Here is a 15,513-nt window from a genome sequence, read left to right on the forward strand (position 1 = left end):
GACGCCCTTCCCGCCTCCGCAGACCTCCGAAGACCTCCGGAGACCTCCGCCGACTGCTCGCCGGCCGTCCCGCGTCCGGCGGGCTCAGGAACCGTCGTCAGATGTCGGACGTCACTCCCCCTGCAAGCCGTTCGCGCACGTCGCGGGCGAGTGGGAGCCGGAAGGGACGGGTGGGGAACGGTGACGCAGGTGACCGAGGTGACCGAGGTGGCGGACGGGGCCGTGGCCGGTGTGGACGGAGCTGCGCCGCAGGGGCGGCGGGCGTTCGCGGTGGCCGGGTTCGCGTCGGGGCGGGGCGGGCGGGCGCGGGAACGGGGGAAGGCGCTGCGCGGGCGCATCCCCCGGGAACGGCACGCGGAGTTCTCGCCCGGGCCCGAGCGGCCGACGGCCGTCGAGGCGATCGAGGCGTCCAACGCGGGCCGGATCGCCGCGTTGGTGCCGATCCGGGTGGGGCGGATGGCCGCCACGCCGTTCGCGTTCCTGCGCGGTTCGGCCGGACTGATGGCCGCCGACCTGGCGGGCACCCCGGACACCGGGGTCGGCGCCCAGCTGTGCGGGGACGCGCACGCCGCCAACTTCGGGCTGTACGGGGACGCCCGCGGGCAACTGGTGATGGACATCAACGACTTCGACGAGACCGTGCCCGGCCCGTGGGAGTGGGACCTCAAGCGGCTGGCCGCGAGCCTGGTGCTGGCCGGCCGCGAGACCGGGGCCGACGAGACCACCGCCCGGGAGGCCGCCCAGCACGCGGCCGGCTCCTACCGCCGGACGATGCGCACGCTCGCCAAGCTGCCCGCGCTGGACGCCTGGAACGCCGTCGCGGACGAGCAGTTGGTCTCCTTCACCGAGGCGCACGACCTGGCCGAGGTGCTGCGCAAGGTCGGCACGAAGGCGCTGGGCAACACCAGCGCCAGGTTCGCCGCCCGCAGCACCGCCCGTACGGCGGACGGCGGACGGCGGTTCACGGCCGCTCCGCCGGTGCTCACCGAGGTGACCGACGCGACCGCGCGGGCCGTCGCGCAGTCGCTCGGCCCGTACGTGGCGACGGTGCCCGCCGAGGTGCGCACCCTGCTGTCCCGCTACCGGGTGCAGGACGTGGCGTTCCGGGTGGTGGGCACCGGCAGCGTCGGCACCCGCTCGTACGTGGTGCTGCTCACCGACCACCGGGACCAGCCGCTGGTGCTCCAGGTGAAGGAGGCCCGACCGTCCGTGCTGCTGCCGTACCTGGAGCGCGCGGGCCACCCGGTGGCCGGTCAGGACGGCCACGAGGGCCGCCGGGTGGTGCTCGGGCAGAAGCACATGCAGGTGGTCAGTGACACCCTGCTGGGCTGGACGACGGTGGACGGACTCCCCTACCAGGTCCGGCAGTTCCGCAACCGCAAGGGCAGCGTCGACCCGGCCGCGCTGCTGCCGGGCCAACTGGACGACTACGCGCGGATCACCGGCGCCCTGCTGGCCCGGGCGCACGCGCACACCGCCGACCCCGGCCTGCTGGCCGGCTACTGCGGCAGGAGCGAGGCGCTGGACGAGGCGGTCGCCGCCTTCGCCGTCGCGTACGCGGACCGGACCGAGGCCGACCACGCCGACCTGGTCGCGGCGGTGCGCGCCGGCCGGCTGCCGGCCGAGTTCGGCGTCTGACCGGGGGCACCGGGCCCGAACGGAGCCCGCGCGTCAGGACGCCCGGGTCAGGCGGACAGGAACGGCGCCACCGCGGCGACGAACTCGACGGGCCGGGCACTGTGCACGAGGTGCCCGACCTCGATGGTGACCATCCGGCAGTCCGGGATCAGCCGGTCGAGCTCGGCGAGCCGCTCCTGCGGGACGTGGCTCGCCGAGCCACCCGCGACCACCAGGGTGCGGGCGGTGATCCCGGCCATCCCCGCCAGCCAGGCCGGGTCGGGGGTGTCGACCTGCGCCTTGACGGCCTTCACCACGGCCCAGTCGAAGTGCACCGGCTCCTCCGGCGCGTCCGGCACCGCGCCGGCCGGGCGCGGGTGCGGTGCCGGGATGTCCTCCAGGACCAGACGGCCGATCCGCTCCGGCCGGGCCTGGGCGACCAGGTAGCCGACCACGCCGCCCATCGAGTGGCCGACCAGGTCGACCCGCGCCAGGCCGAGCGCGTCGAGGAAGGCGAGCACGTCGTCGCGCATCTCCTCCAGGCCGTACCGGGCGGTGCGGCCGCTGTCGCCGTGGCCGCGCAGGTCGAGCGCGTACACGCGGTGCCTGGGGGCGAGCTCCGGCAGGACGACGTCCCAGTCCGTGGCGCGCTCCCCGAGGGCGTGCAGCAGCACCAGCGCCGGGCCGTCCGGCGGGCCGCTCTCGCGGTAGGCGAGCGCCACCTCGGGCAGGTCCACGATCCGGTTCTCGGTCATGCCCGCCACCGTACGTGCAGGCCTGCGCTAACGGACCGCTGTTCGCCCACGGCTCACCGCGACGGGCTCGCCGGTCGCCTCCCGGGCCGCCCGCCGGCCGGCGAACACCGAGGCCAGGACGGCGAGGGCGGCGACCGCCGCGCACACCACGCTGGTGGCCAGGTAGGCGGAGCGGTGGTCGCCGCCCCCGGCGGTCTGCCGCAGGTAGACGCCGGACAGCGCCGAGACCGCGACCGCCGCCGCGATCCGCTGGGCCATCTGCAGGATGGCCCCGCTCACCCCGGCCGCCTCGGCGGGCGCGTGGCGCAGCACGTACGCCTGGTTGGTGGCGCCCATCACGCCGATCGAGGCGCCGCCGAACAGTTGCAGCAGCGCCAGCAGCCAGGGCAGGACGGCCGCGGGCGCCCAGTGCGCGACGAGTCCGCTCGCCAGCATGACCAGGGCGGAGCCGGTCATGCCCGCGGTGATGGTGCGCCGCCCGAAGCGCTGCACCACCCGCCAGGCCAGCGCGGAGGCGACGCCCATGGCCACCGCCGAGGGCAGCGCAACGAGTGCGGCGCCCATCGGGGAGAGCCCGAGGCCGTCCTGGAGGAACATGGTGAGCACCAGTCCGGCGGCGAGCGAGGAGCCGAACTGGGCCATCGCGGTCGCGGTGCCAAGCGCGTACGGCGCGGAGCGGGTGAGTGCCGGGTGGATCAGCGGGTGGCCGCCGGAGCGGGCGTAGCGGCGCTGCCACCAGGCGAGGGCGCCGAGCAGCAGGACGGCGACGGCGGCGAAGGCCAGCCAGCCGGTCCAGCCCGGCGGTTGGACGAACGGCAGCATCAGGGCGAGGGTGAGCGCGGCGACCAGCAGCAGGCCGACCAGGTCGAGGTCGGCGTGCCGGGCACTCGGGCGCGGCCTGGGCAGGTGACGCACCGCCAGCGCGACGGTGGCCAGGCCGAACGGCACGTTGAGCAGGAAGGTCAGCCGCCAGCCGTGCTCGGGGCCGGCCGCCGCCAGGACCGCGCCGCCGATCGGCGGGCCGAGCGCGAAGGCCAGCCCGCCCGTGACGGCGTACATGCCGAGGGCGCGGGCCCGTAGTTGGCCGTCGAACACGTCCTGGAGGGTGCCGATCATCTGCGAGTTGACCAGTCCGGCGCCCACGCCCTGGAGCAGCCGGGCGGCGATCAGCACCTCGGGCGCGGTGGCGGTCGCCGAGACCAGGCTGACCAGGGTGAACAGGGTGAGGCCGGTGACGAAGAACCACTTGCGGCCCCTGACGTCGCCCAGCCGCCCGCCGGGGATCAGTGCCAGGCCGAAGGCGAGCGAGTAGCCGGCCACGATCCACTGGAGGTGGGCGGGTTGGGCGTGCAGGCTCTCGCGCAGGGCCGGGATGGAGGTGTTGAGGACGGACTGGTCGAGCAGCGTGGTGAAGCCGCCGGCGACGCAGACCAGCAGGACGCGGCGCCCGGCGGCGTCGAAGCGCTCGCGGGGCCCGGCGGCTATCCGGGTCTTCGGGCGCCTCACGGTTCCACCACCACCAGGGCGTACCGGGCGTCGTCCGGGCCGGGGGCGCGGAAGCGGCTGGTCCCGGAGACGTAGCGCAGGCAGTCGCCGGGGCCGAGCAGGTGCCGCTCGCCGTCGACGGTGAGCTCCAACACCCCCTCGAACACCCACAGGTGGTGTTCCAGGTCCGCCAGGCAGGGGCGGTCGTAGGCGATGTCGGCGCCGGCGGGCAGCCGGCCCTCGACGATCTCGGCGCGCAGCGAGCCGTGCGGCGGGGAGACGGAGCGGCGGACGAAGCCGGTGGTCTCGTCCCGCCAGATCCGCTGGTCCGCGGCCCGCACCAGCCGGGCCGGCGCCGACTCGACCTCGGCGAGCAGCCGGGACATGGTCCGCCCGTAGACGGCGCAGAGCCGCCCGAGCAGCGCGGCGGTCGGGCTGACCTCGGCCCGTTCGACGCGCGACAGCGTCGAACGGCTGACGTCCGCCAGCCGGGCCAGTTCCTCCAGCGTCCAGCCCCGTTCCAGCCTCAATTCGGCGAGCCGGTTGGCGAGCCGCTCGTCGACGGCCGTCTCGATTCCCATATTCGCGATGCTATCCCGGATATGAGATCACTCCCAGGGGCGCGGGCCGCTGTGGCCGGGGCGTGGAGAAGGGCGGGAGGCGTGGACTCGGCCGGGACGGCGCGCCGCGTTCGGGTGCGCGCCCCTGCGCTCCTCGCGCCCTCTCCCTTCCTCCGGCTCCTCCGCCGCCTCGACTCTTCCGCCCCCTCGGCCCGGGAGGGGCGGTGATCATATGATGTGCGGCGGATCAGGGCTGGTCAGCGGCCCACCGGCGAGGGGGAACCATGTTCGGCATCATCAGACCGTGCAAGCACCGGCTGTCCGAACGGCTTCAGGCGTCGTGGCTGGCGCACCTGTGCGGGCTCTGCCTCGCGCTGCGCGACGACCACGGCCAACTCGCCCGCACCGCCACCAACTACGACGGCCTGATCATCTCGGTCCTGGTCGAGGCCCAGGCCGCCCGCGAGGACGCCTCCTGGCGGCGCACCGCCGGGCCCTGCCCGCTGCGCGGCATGCGCACCGCCTCCGTCGCCCGGGGCGAGGGCGCCCGGCTCGCCGCCGCCGTCTCGCTCGCCCTCGCCTCGGTCAAGATCCGCGACCACGTCGAGGACCGTGACGGCGTGTTCGGCCGCCGCCCGGTCGCCGTCGGGGCCCGCGCGGTCACCCGGCGGTGGGACCGGCAGAGCGCCGGCAGCGCCTCGACGGTCGGCTTCGACACCGGCGTACTCCTCGAAGCCGCCTCCCGGCAGGGCGAGTTGGAGCGGTCGCTGCCGCCCGGCGGCTCAGTCCTGCTGGTCACCGAGCCCACCGAGACCGCCACCTCGGCCGCGTTCGCGCACACCGCCGTCCTCGCCGGGCGCCCCGGCAACGCCGCCCCACTCGCCGAGGCCGGCCGGCTCTTCGGCCGGCTCGCCCACCTCCTCGACGCCGCCGAGGACCAGGCCGCCGACGCCGCCGGCGGCGCCTGGAACCCGCTGACCGCCACCGGCACCGGGCGCGCCGAAGCCGAACGCCTGTGCCGCGACGCCGTCCACGGCATCCGGCTCGCGCTGCGCGAGGTCGAACTGACCGACCGGGCCCTGGTGCACCTGCTGCTCGCGCACGAGACCGAGCGGGCCGTCGAGCGGGTCTTCGGCCCGGCCGCCCACGCAGCCGCCTGCCAGACCCGGAACGCCGGACCCGCCGCCGACGGGTCGGCGCACGCGGCGACCGGCGGGCACCCGCACGCCGCCGGGGAGCACCCGCACGACGCGCCGCCGCGCCAGGCGCCGCCCGGGCAGACTCCCGGTCAGGATCCCGGCCGGACCCCACTCCCGCCGTGGGTGCCCCAGGGCCCCGGCTTCACCCCGATCGGCGCCAAGCCGCCGCGACCGCGCAACCTGCTGGCCGGGTGCGCCGTGTGGGCGCTGATGGCCTGCACCTGCCAGTTGCTCTGCTGCGAGCACAACGACCCGTTCAACCGGGAGCGCCGGGAGGGCTGGTGCCAGCGGCACGACTGCGACTGCGCCGACTGCTGCGACCCCTGCAATTGCTGCAACGGTTGCGATGGCTGCGACGGCTGTGGCTGTTGTGATGGTTGTGACTGCTGCGACTGCAGCTGCTGACGTGCCGTACCGTCAGCCGTCCGGATTCCACCGCGCCGCCGGCGGCAGCGGCGGCATCTGCGACACCGCCACCTGATCGACCGCCACCGGCCCGGAGCGCCCCCGCGGCACCCCGGGCCGGTCAGCCGGCCCGTACGCCTCACCGCGCCGCCAGAGCGGCAGCACCACCACCGGGCGCCGCTCCGACCCGTCAGGCATCGGACCCGGCCGCCGCCCGTCGCCTCGCCCGGTCAGCCGTCCGATCCGCCGCCAGCGAGTTCTCCAACCGCGCCAGCAACTCCCGGAACCGCTCGGTGTCCTGCTCCGTCATCCGCCCCTCGGGCGCCGCCCCCGGCCACTCGGCCGTCATCTCGTTCATGGGTCCGACGTTACGCCCCGACGATCAACAGGCGATAAATGCGGAACGCACGCCTACGGGTGCGGCGGTGAACGGAGCCGGTCCTCTTGGCGCGCGCGGGGGTTGGTGGTTCACTTCCCATGTTAGGCAACTTTCCTAACATGACATCAGCGCTCGACCGCCTCCCCCGCGAGAGGAACACCTCCCCATGGGACGTAGCAGCACCAGGACACTGATCGCCGCGGCGGCACTCGCCGCCCTGCTCCCGCTCGCCTCCGCACCGGCCGGGGCCACCGCACCCGTCGCACCCGCCCCGCACAGCCCGCGGGCCGCCTTCCAGCACCCCGGCGTGCTGGTCGGCGACCAGCAACTCGGCTTCCTCAAGGACAAGCTGGCGGCCGGGGCCGAACCCTGGACGTCCGCCTTCGCCGGCCTCCGGTCGAGCAAGTACGCCTCGCTGGACTGGCGGCCCCGGCCGCGCGCCACCGTCGAGTGCGGGTCCAGCTCCCACCCCGACAACGGCTGTTCGGACGAGCGCGACGACGCGATGGCCGCCTACGCCCACGCCCTGCAGTGGGTGCTCACCCGCGACCAGCGGTACGCCGACAAGGCGATCGAGATCATGGACGCCTGGTCGGCCGTGATCCAGGAGCACACCAACAGCAACGCCCCGCTGCAGACCGGCTGGTCGGGCAACAACTGGTCCCGGGCCGCCGAGTTGATCCGCCACTCCGGGGCGGGCTGGCCGGCCGCCTCGGTCGACCGCTTCGCCACCATGCTGCGCACCGTCTACGTGCCGCTGCTGTCGCCCGGCAGCCCGCGCAAGAACGGCAACTGGGAGCTGATCGAGACCGACGCCCTGATGGGCATCGCGGTCTTCCTCGACGACCGCGGCCTGTTCGACCAGGCCGCCGGCATGTGGCGCAAGCGCCTGCCCGCCTACGTCTACCTGTCCTCCGACGGCGATCTGCCGGTGCCGCCGCCCAAGGCCGGGATCGAGGGCGAGACCGCGCTGGTGAAGTACTGGTCCGGCCAGTCGACCTTCGTGGACGGGCTCTCGCAGGAGACCTGCCGCGACTTCGGGCACACCGGCTGGGGCCTGGAGGCCGCCGCCCAGACCGCCGAGACCGCCCGGCTCCAGGGCCTCGACCTGTGGGGCGAGGGGCGTGAACGGCTGGTCAAGGCCCTGGAGTTCCACACCGCCTACGACAACGGCGCGAACGTGCCGGACTGGCTCTGCGACGGCTCGGCGAAGACCGGCCTCGGCCCGGCCGTCCAGCTCGCGTACAACGAGTACCACCTGCGCGAGGGCGTGGCGATGCCGCAGACCGAGCAGTACGTGGCCGCGCACAGCCCGTTCGGGGCCAACTACTTCATCGGCTGGGAGACCCTGACCCACACCAGCGCGCCCTGACGGCGCGGGCGGCAAGCGGCGGTTCCGGGAGTGCACCCGCCCGGAGCCGCCGTCGCGGCTGCTCCCTTCCCGGGAGCGTCCGTTCCGGGAACGGGCCTTCCAGTAACAGGTGGTCCCGGAACGGGCGTTCCCGGGAACGCCCGTTCCGCGCGTGACTCACCCCTCGGGGAACAGGCCCTCCAGGACGGCGGCCACCCCGTCCTCGTCGTTGCTGCCGATGACGTGGTCCACCGCGGCCAGCACCTCCGGGTGGGCGTTGGCGACGCCGTACGAGGTGCCCGCCCAGGCCATCATCGGCAGGTCGTTGGGCATGTCGCCGAACGCGACCGCCTGCTCGCGGGTGATCCCGCGCCGCCGCGCCAGGTCGCCGAGCGCGGCGGCCTTGCTGACGCCCTTCGCGACGGCCTCGACCAGCCGCTCGCCGTTCGCGTGGTAGACCGTCACCAGCTCGCCGAGCACCGGACGGGCCAGCGCCAGCAGCTCGTCCGCGGACAGCTCCGGGTGACGGCCGATCAGCTTGGGCGCCGGGCGGCCGAACAGCCGTGTGTCGTCGAGGCGTTGCACCGCGGTGTCGGCGTCCCAGGCGCCCGCCTCGTAGTGCGCGTCCCCGGCCAGCTCCTGGGCGTACTCGACGGCCAGCCCGATCCCCGGCACGGCCTCGCGCAGCCGCCGGGCGCTCTCGCCGAGCACGTCGACCGGGATCGGGTTCTCCGCGATCACCGTGCGGGTGCGCATGTCGTAGCCGAAGGCGCCGTTGGAGCAGATCGCCACGCCCCGGTGGCCGAAGGCGGCCGCGATCTCGCCCATCAGGCGCGGCGGGCGGCCGGTGACCAGGACGACGAGCCCGCCGGCCCGTTCGACCCGGGCGAGGGCGGCGACGGTACGGGCCGAGACGGTGCGGTCGCCGCGCACGATCGTCCCGTCGAGGTCGGTGGCCACCAGGCGCGGCGGCCGTATCGGGGTGACGGTGGGTGGGGTGGTGCTCGGGAGGCTCATGGGTCGGTGCTCCGTGCTGGTCGGGGTTTCGGTGGGGCGGCCGGGCGCGGGGACGTGTCCAATACGCGCGCGTACGGCGCAGGCGGTGCGCACGCGGCGGGCACGCGGTGTGTGCGTGCGCGCGGGGCACCCGGGTCGGCGGTGCAGGGAGCTCGCGGGCCGGGCCCGGCGGTGGCCGGGCAGTCGGTCGCCAGACGCTCGGACGGTATCACCGGGGTGGCCCGATCGGCGACGACCGAGCACCGCCTCCGAGACCGAAGTAATTTTATTAGGAAACTTTCCTTACCTTATAGACCGTCACCGACCGCAGACCGTACTCTGCTGCCGCGAGCTCGCGCTCTTGCCCCCACAGCGCCCGGTCGGCCGGCGCGCCACCCCCCACTGCCTCCGGCGGCACCGCCCCGGAGATCGGAGCACACCCATGCGAGTTTCCCGAACTCGACGCCTCGCCGCCGCCACCGCGGCAGCCGCCCTGGTCGCCGGTGCGGCCTGGGCCGCCACCTCCGCCTCGGCGTCCGCCGCCCCCGCCCGGGCGACCGCCGCGGCCGTGCAGCGGGCGTCCGCAGGCGGCCTGACCCCCGATCAGCACCGCCGGGCCGACCAGCTGATCAGCATCTTCGAGAACAGCACCACCGAACTCCAGTACGGCTACGCCGAGAACATCAACGACGGCCGCGGCGTCACCGCCGGCCGCGCCGGCTTCACCACCAACGACGGCGACGCGCTCAAGGTCGTCCGCGCCTACACCGCCGTCTCCCCCGACAACCCGCTCGCCCGCTTCATCCCCGAGCTGGAGCGCCTGGCCGCCGCCGGCAGCGGCGACACCAGCGGCCTGCCCGAGAGCGACTACGTCGCCGCCTGGAAGCAGGCCGCCCAGGACGCCACCTTCCGGCAGGTCCAGGACGACCAGGTCGACCAGCGCTACTTCACCCCCGCCATGAACCAGGCCGACCAGCTCGGCCTCACCACCGCCCTCGCCCGCGCCGAGTTGTACGACGCCTCCATCCAGCACGGCAACGGCAGCGAGTACGACGCCCTGCCCGCCCTCATCAGCCGCACCAACGCCAAGGTCGGCTCGCCGTCCGGCGCCGGCGAGAGCACCTGGCTGAACGCCTTCTTCGACGTCCGCGTCGACGACCTCACCAACCCGGCCAACTCCTCCACCGCCGCCGAATGGAGCAAGTCCGTCGACCGGGTCGAGTGCCTGCGCCGAATCGCCGCCACCGGCAACTACAACCTGGACGGCCCGCTCAGCGTCACCGCCTTCGGCTCCGGCTACACCATCGACTGACCCACCCGCACCCGTCGAGCCCGGGGTCCGGTGTGTGGGACCGGACCCCGGCCCGGCGAGGCCCGCCGCCGGACTCCCCGACCCCGGCGGAGCGCGGCCGCGCCGGGCGATCCGACCGCCGGTGGCGGCAGGGAGCCGGGACTCCCCGCCGCCACCGGCGGTCCGCGCTTCCACTCCTCCACTCCGCCGATCCGCTCACCGCCCGTCCTCTCACCGTCCGTCCTCGTTCGTCGGCTGACGAGTGCCCTACGATCGACCGAATGAGCACAGCAGGACGGACTACGGCCACGGACGGGGCGCCGCAGCCCGCCACCCTCGCTCCACTGTCAGGGCCTGGACAACAGCCGTGGAACCGGCAGCGGCTCCGGAGCAACAACGAGTGGCTCCTGCTGGAGCGGCTGCGCCGGCACGGCCCGCTCTCCCGGGCCCAACTCGCCCGCGACACCGGGCTGTCCAAGCCGACCGTCTCCACCGCGCTGGCCACCCTCGAACTCGCCGGACTCGCCCGCGAGGCCGGCCGGTTCGCCCCCGAGCGCGGCCGCACCGCCGTCCTGTACGAGACCGACCCGGCCGCCGGGCACGTCCTCGGGCTCGACATCGGCCGGGCCCGGCTGCGGGTCGCCGTCGCCGACCTGTCCGGATGCGTCGTCGCCCGCCGCGACCTGCCCAACCGCGGCCGCTCGGCCAACGCCGTCGCCGACGCCGTCGTCGCGGCCGCCCGCGAGGCCATCGCCGAGGCGGGCCTGCCCGGCACCGCCGTCGCCCACACCGTGGCCGGCACGCCCGGGGTCTGGGACGAGCGCAGACGCAGTGTCAGACTCGCCGCCAGCCTGCCCGGCTGGGGCCGCCCCGGCCTGTTCGACCGAATAGCCGACGGCCTGGGCACCACCGTCGCCGTCGCCAACGACGCCAACCTCGCCGCCGTCGGCGAGTACACCTACGGCGCGGGCGCGGGCAGCCGGGTCTTCGTCTACCTGCTGGTCGGCACCGGACTCGGCCTGGGTGTGGTCAAGGACGGCGAACTGCTGACGGGGGCGCACGGCGCGGCCGGCGAACTCGGGCTGCTGCGCCTGCCGGGCTGCACCTCCACCACCAACACCAACACCAACACCAACACCGGCACCGGCACCGGCACCGGCACCACCCTGGAGGAGACCGTCTCCGCCGACGCCGTGGTGCGCACCGCCCTCGACCTCGGGATGCGGCGGCCGCTCACCGCCGAGAAGGTGTTCACCCGGGCCCGGCTCGGCGAGCCCGCCGCGGTCGAGGCCGTCCGGCAGGAAGTGGACCGCCTGGGCTACGTCCTCGCCGTCGTCGCCGCGCTGCTCGACCCGGACGTGATCGTCCTCGGCGGCGGCATCGGGCGCAGCGCCGACCTGCTGCTGCGCCCGCTGGAGCAGGCCCTGTACGAACGCTCCCCGCTGCGGCCCCGGCTGGAGCCGAGCCGGCTCGGCCAGGACGCCGTCCTGCTGGGCGCCGTCGCCACCGCCCTGGAGGCGGCCCGCCCCGAGGTCTTCGAGCGGCGCACGGCCCCCGTCCCGGGCTGACGGCCCCCCGGTCCGTCAGGTGCGGGCGGACAGGGCGGCGTCCAGCAGTACGCGGGCGGCTGCCTTGGCATCGGCGGCGGCGCTCGGGTCGCCGTGCACGGCGGCGGTGGTCATGGCCCCCTCGGCGAGCAGCGCCAGCTGGGCGGCGGTGGCGGGCGGGGCGCCGGCGGCCTCGGCCAGGCAGACGAGGTAGGCGTTGAACTCCTCCTTGTGCTGCCGGGCGGTCGCCGCGACCGCCGGTGAGACGGCGCCCAGCTCGCCGAAGGAGTTGACGAACGCGCAGCCCCGGAAGCCGGGTTCGGCGAACCAGCGACCGAGCCAGTCGAAGACGGCGAGCAGCTGGTCGCGCGGCGGCGTGGCGGCGCCGGCCACGTAGGCGGCGAGGTTCGCCCGCCAGCGCCCGTCCCGGCGCCGTAGGTACGCCTCGACCAGGTCGTCCTTGGACGGGAACTGCTGGTAGAGCCGGCGCATCGTCAGGCCGGAGGCCGCCCGGACGGCGTCCATGCCGACCGCCTGGATGCCCTGCCCGTAGAACAGCTCCTCGGCCGCGTCGAGGATCAGGCCCCGCGGGTCGTGCTGGTCCATCTGCCGTGCCCTTTGCGTGAGAACGATGGTTCTCCTAGGGTAGCCGCTACGGCGAGAACGACCGTTCTCGCCGTCGGCTCCGCCGAACCCGAGGAGACCCCGTGACCGAACAGCGCCCTCCCCTGCCCCCGTTCACCCCGGAGACCGCCCGACGGAAGGTCCGCGCCGCCGAGGACGCCTGGAACACCCGCGACCCCCACCGCGTCGCCCTCGCCTACACGCCCGACAGCCGGTGGCGCAACCGCACCGAGTTCCTCACCGGACGCGAGCAGATCGCCGACTTCCTCACCCGCAAGTGGCACCGCGAACTCGACTACCGCCTCGTCAAGGAGCTGTGGGCGCACGACGGCGACCGCATCGCCGTCCGGTTCGCCTACGAGTGGCACGACGACTCCGGCCAGTGGTACCGCTCCTACGGCAACGAGAACTGGGAGTTCGACCGCGACGGCCTGATGGCACACCGCCACGCCGCCATCAACGACCTGTCGATCACCGCCGCCGAACGTCTCTTCCACTGGCCGCTCGGCCGGCGCCCCGACGACCACCCCGGCCTCACCGCCCTCGGACTCTGACCCGGCATCAGGCTCCGCTCCCGGCAGGGCGGCCGGGGCGGCTGTTGTTCCACGACCGTGACACGGCTCGCACCGGCCGCTGAACTCCCCCTGGGATGCTCCTCCTCGAACGCGAACAGCACCCGAGGGGGACCTGGAAATGTCCGTGCGCAACAGATTCGGCACCACCGCCGCGCTCGCCGTGATGACCACCGTCGGCGCCGTCCTGCTCTCCGCCTGCGGCCCCGACAACGCCGGCTCGGACCCGACCGCCGCCCCCGGCAGCGCGGCGCCCGGCGCCACCGCTCCGGGGACCCCGGCCCCGGGCGGCTCCACCCACCCGAGCACCCCCACGCCGAGCACCCCCACGCCGGGTACCCCCACGCCGGGTGCCAAGGAGGTCAACGGCACCAGCGCCGCCAACCACCTGACCATCAGCACCGGCACCCGGGCCGTCGCGATGAACGGCACCACCGTCGACTTCGGCACCGTCGTCCGCGACCTCGCCTGGTCCCCCGACGGCAGGAGGGCGGCCTTCATCGACGGGAACGGCGACCTCGTCGTCGCCGACCCCGACGGCGGCGCGAAGGCCACCCTCGCCACGGCCCCCGGCGGCGAGACCTGGTCCCACCCCACCTGGCAGCACGCCGCGCAGGGCCCCAGCGACCTCCCCGAATCCGCCGAACGCTTCGACACCATCGTCTTCGCCGCCGCCAAGGGCGGCGTCCTGCGCCTGGAGAAGATCCCCACCAAGGCCGTCGGCGGCACCCCCGAGGTGCTCACCCCGCACACCTCCCTGGACGGCAACGCGAACATGCCGCAGCCGCCGCAGACCGGCAACACCTGGGCCGACGCCGGCGGCCGGCACGGCGAGATCGTCTACGCCAACACCCCCGCCGACGAGGTCTACCTCTACGACGACTACATCCGCCCCGCCACCCGCGACCTGGGCCAGGGCTCCCAGCCGGCCCTCTCCCCCGACGGCGAGCACGTCGTCTTCGTCCGCTCCGTCGACGGGCACGACCACCTGTTCACCCGCTCCAGCCGGATCGACCAGAAGGACGAGAAGGACCTCACCCCCGCCGCCGCCACCGACTACACCGAACCCGCGTGGTCCCCCGACGGCCGGACCATCGCGGCCCGCACCCCCGACGGCGTCAGCACCCTCCCCGCCGACGGCTCCGCCGCCCCGGCCCAGGTCTCCACCGTCAAGGGCCTCCCCGCCTACCGGCCGTGAGCCCCCGGGATCGGGCAGCGTGATCGACGGACGTGGCCCGTTGAACCCGGGCGGCCCGATCATCCGTCCTTCACAAGGGGCTTGAGAAATCGCCCGCACGGGTTCGGGCCGGCGCACCGCAGGCGTCAGGCCTACGCAAGGGATGCGTATGGATCGAGACAAAGTGGCACTGATCGGCTGACCGGAATGCCATATTTTGTCCCGCCCATCACAGAACTCGCAAGGAGAGCACGTGCGTTCGACGAAGAAGCTGTCGGCCCTGGCCGCAGGAATGAGTGCCGTGGCCGTCCTCGGCCTGGCGGGGCCCGCGATGGCCGACGGCTCGTACGACCCGGCCCAGGAGAACTGCAACGCCGCCAACGCGGTGACTCCCGGCTCGACCAGCCTGGTGTGGTGCATCCAGGCGGCGCAGCACACCTCGGAGGTCAAGAACCGGGCCCGCGGCGAGTTCGTCCAGGACACGCTCGACATGCTGATCAAGGCGACCGGCGGCAGCTACAACATCATGGTCTTCAACATCAAGGGCGACAACGCCTTCGGAGACCCCTGGTACGTCCACAACTACGAACAGAGCTTCCAGAACGTCGCCTTCACGTACGACGTCGACTACCACGACAAGACCTCGCGCGAGGACCAGACCTACCGGATCTGGGTCTTCTCCGGCGGCGGCAGCTTCGCCAACGGCTTCGACGGCGGCTGGGGCAACTGGGGGTTCTACGGCCTCTTCAACCGGACCACCCGCGAGCACACCTGGACGTACCCGAGGGGCACGGGCAGCGCCGGCCAGCGCTACAACCACACCGACGGCGTCGTGAACTTCTCCCCGATGGCGTTCCCCGGCGTGCCGAGGGACCCGGGCACTCCCGCGCCGGGCGGGCTGCCGGCCACCCAGATCGTCCCCGCGATGCCGCAGGACCCCGGCACGCCGTACGACCCCGGGGTGCCCGCCACGCCGGCCAGGCCTCCGCACACCGGCAAGCCCGGTGAGCCGGCCGAGCCCGGCACCAAGCCCGGCACCGGCACCCCCACCGGCTCCGGCCGGCCCGCGCTCAACACACCCGTGCACCTGCGGACCGTCAACAACCTCGGCGCCGTCGCCACCGGCTCCGGCGAGGGCGCCTCGGTGATCGCCGGGAAGCCGGGCGACGCGGGCGGCACCTGGACGTTCCGCGACGCGGGCGGCGGCCGCTACCGGATCACCAACGCACTCGGGCGGGACCTCACCGAGAACACCGGCACCTACTTCGCCAACACCAAGGGGTGGAAGGGCTCTTCGGAGCAGAAGTGGGAGGTGAAGAACGTCTCGGGCGACCGGTACGTGATCCGGATCAGCGACCAGGACTGCCTGACCTACCACGAGGACGACAAGGAGCTCGGGGTGTGGACCTGCGACGGCTCCGCCGAGCAGCAGTGGACCATCACCCGCTAGCCATGGCGCCGGGGCGGAGGGGGGGGGGGGGGGGGGGGGGGGGGGGGGGGGGGGGGGGGGGGGGGGGGGGGAGAGGGGGGAGAGGGGGGGGGGGGGGAATCAAGG

14 protein-coding genes are annotated in these 15,513 nt (G+C 74.4%); 8 read left to right on the forward strand and 6 right to left on the reverse strand.

Annotated features, from left to right (window positions below; translation table 11 throughout):
- Positions 1 to 198 precede the first annotated feature (198 nt).
- On the forward strand, positions 199 to 1,638 hold the full coding sequence (locus tag AC07BF_RS00470) for a DUF2252 domain-containing protein (RefSeq protein ID WP_478332724.1): 1,440 nt from the start codon (positions 199 to 201) through the stop codon (positions 1,636 to 1,638).
- A 47-nt stretch (positions 1,639 to 1,685) separates the two neighbouring features.
- Here AC07BF_RS00470 and AC07BF_RS00475 read toward each other — a convergent pair whose 3' ends face one another.
- From AC07BF_RS00475 to AC07BF_RS00485, 3 genes are read right to left on the reverse strand one after another with little or no spacing between them, the layout of a single operon-like run.
- The gene (locus AC07BF_RS00475; protein ID WP_478332686.1) at positions 1,686 to 2,372 is read right to left on the reverse strand and encodes an alpha/beta fold hydrolase; all 687 of its coding nucleotides are present in this window, start codon (positions 2,370 to 2,372) and stop codon (positions 1,686 to 1,688) included.
- Positions 2,373 to 2,399: 27 nt separating this feature from the next.
- Positions 2,400 to 3,878: an MFS transporter gene (locus tag AC07BF_RS00480; RefSeq protein WP_363586484.1), complete on the reverse strand. Its 1,479-nt coding sequence runs from the start codon at positions 3,876 to 3,878 to the stop codon at positions 2,400 to 2,402.
- On the reverse strand, positions 3,875 to 4,438 hold the full coding sequence (locus AC07BF_RS00485; protein ID WP_363630482.1) for a helix-turn-helix domain-containing protein: 564 nt from the start codon (positions 4,436 to 4,438) through the stop codon (positions 3,875 to 3,877). Before AC07BF_RS00485 ends, AC07BF_RS00480 begins: the two co-directional genes overlap by 4 nt.
- A 263-nt stretch (positions 4,439 to 4,701) precedes the next feature.
- On the opposite strand from AC07BF_RS00485, the gene AC07BF_RS00490 reads away from it, so the two are divergent.
- The gene (locus AC07BF_RS00490; RefSeq protein WP_478317689.1) at positions 4,702 to 6,021 is read left to right on the forward strand and encodes a proline-rich domain-containing protein; all 1,320 of its coding nucleotides are present in this window, start codon (positions 4,702 to 4,704) and stop codon (positions 6,019 to 6,021) included.
- A 190-nt stretch (positions 6,022 to 6,211) separates the two neighbouring features.
- On the opposite strand, the gene AC07BF_RS00495 is transcribed toward AC07BF_RS00490, so the two are convergent.
- Positions 6,212 to 6,379, reverse strand: a complete 168-nt coding sequence (locus AC07BF_RS00495; protein WP_350879489.1) for a hypothetical protein — start codon at positions 6,377 to 6,379, stop codon at positions 6,212 to 6,214.
- Positions 6,380 to 6,566: 187 nt separating this feature from the next.
- Here AC07BF_RS00495 and AC07BF_RS00500 point away from each other — a divergent pair, with 187 nt between their 5' ends.
- Positions 6,567 to 7,772 (forward strand): alginate lyase family protein, encoded by a 1,206-nt coding sequence (locus AC07BF_RS00500; protein ID WP_400985041.1) that lies wholly within the window; start codon positions 6,567 to 6,569, stop codon positions 7,770 to 7,772.
- A 156-nt stretch (positions 7,773 to 7,928) separates the two neighbouring features.
- On the opposite strand, the gene AC07BF_RS00505 is transcribed toward AC07BF_RS00500, so the two are convergent.
- Positions 7,929 to 8,768, reverse strand: a complete 840-nt coding sequence (locus tag AC07BF_RS00505) for an HAD family hydrolase (protein ID WP_363586488.1) — start codon at positions 8,766 to 8,768, stop codon at positions 7,929 to 7,931.
- 421 nt (positions 8,769 to 9,189) lie between these two features.
- Between AC07BF_RS00505 and AC07BF_RS00510 the strand changes: the two genes are divergently transcribed.
- On the forward strand, positions 9,190 to 10,059 hold the full coding sequence (locus AC07BF_RS00510; RefSeq protein WP_400805956.1) for a chitosanase: 870 nt from the start codon (positions 9,190 to 9,192) through the stop codon (positions 10,057 to 10,059).
- A 260-nt stretch (positions 10,060 to 10,319) separates the two neighbouring features.
- Positions 10,320 to 11,606, forward strand: coding sequence for an ROK family transcriptional regulator (locus AC07BF_RS00515; RefSeq protein WP_478332687.1), 1,287 nt, complete (start codon positions 10,320 to 10,322; stop codon positions 11,604 to 11,606).
- Positions 11,607 to 11,621: 15 nt separating this feature from the next.
- On the opposite strand, the gene AC07BF_RS00520 is transcribed toward AC07BF_RS00515, so the two are convergent.
- On the reverse strand, positions 11,622 to 12,191 hold the full coding sequence (locus tag AC07BF_RS00520; RefSeq protein ID WP_363586491.1) for a TetR/AcrR family transcriptional regulator: 570 nt from the start codon (positions 12,189 to 12,191) through the stop codon (positions 11,622 to 11,624).
- A gap of 101 nt (positions 12,192 to 12,292) precedes the next feature.
- Between AC07BF_RS00520 and AC07BF_RS00525 the strand changes: the two genes are divergently transcribed.
- The 3 genes from AC07BF_RS00525 to AC07BF_RS00535 all read left to right on the forward strand — a co-directional run bounded on the left by AC07BF_RS00525 (position 12,293) and on the right by AC07BF_RS00535 (position 15,408).
- Positions 12,293 to 12,763, forward strand: a complete 471-nt coding sequence (locus AC07BF_RS00525; RefSeq protein ID WP_363586492.1) for a nuclear transport factor 2 family protein — start codon at positions 12,293 to 12,295, stop codon at positions 12,761 to 12,763.
- 145 nt (positions 12,764 to 12,908) lie between these two features.
- Positions 12,909 to 13,979: a TolB family protein gene (locus AC07BF_RS00530; RefSeq protein ID WP_478332688.1), complete on the forward strand. Its 1,071-nt coding sequence runs from the start codon at positions 12,909 to 12,911 to the stop codon at positions 13,977 to 13,979.
- Between the two features lie 232 nt (positions 13,980 to 14,211).
- Positions 14,212 to 15,408, forward strand: a complete 1,197-nt coding sequence (locus AC07BF_RS00535) for an RICIN domain-containing protein (protein ID WP_363586494.1) — start codon at positions 14,212 to 14,214, stop codon at positions 15,406 to 15,408.
- The last annotated feature ends 105 nt before the right edge of the window (positions 15,409 to 15,513 follow it).

This window comes from Kitasatospora sp. NPDC043950 (assembly GCF_056435345.1).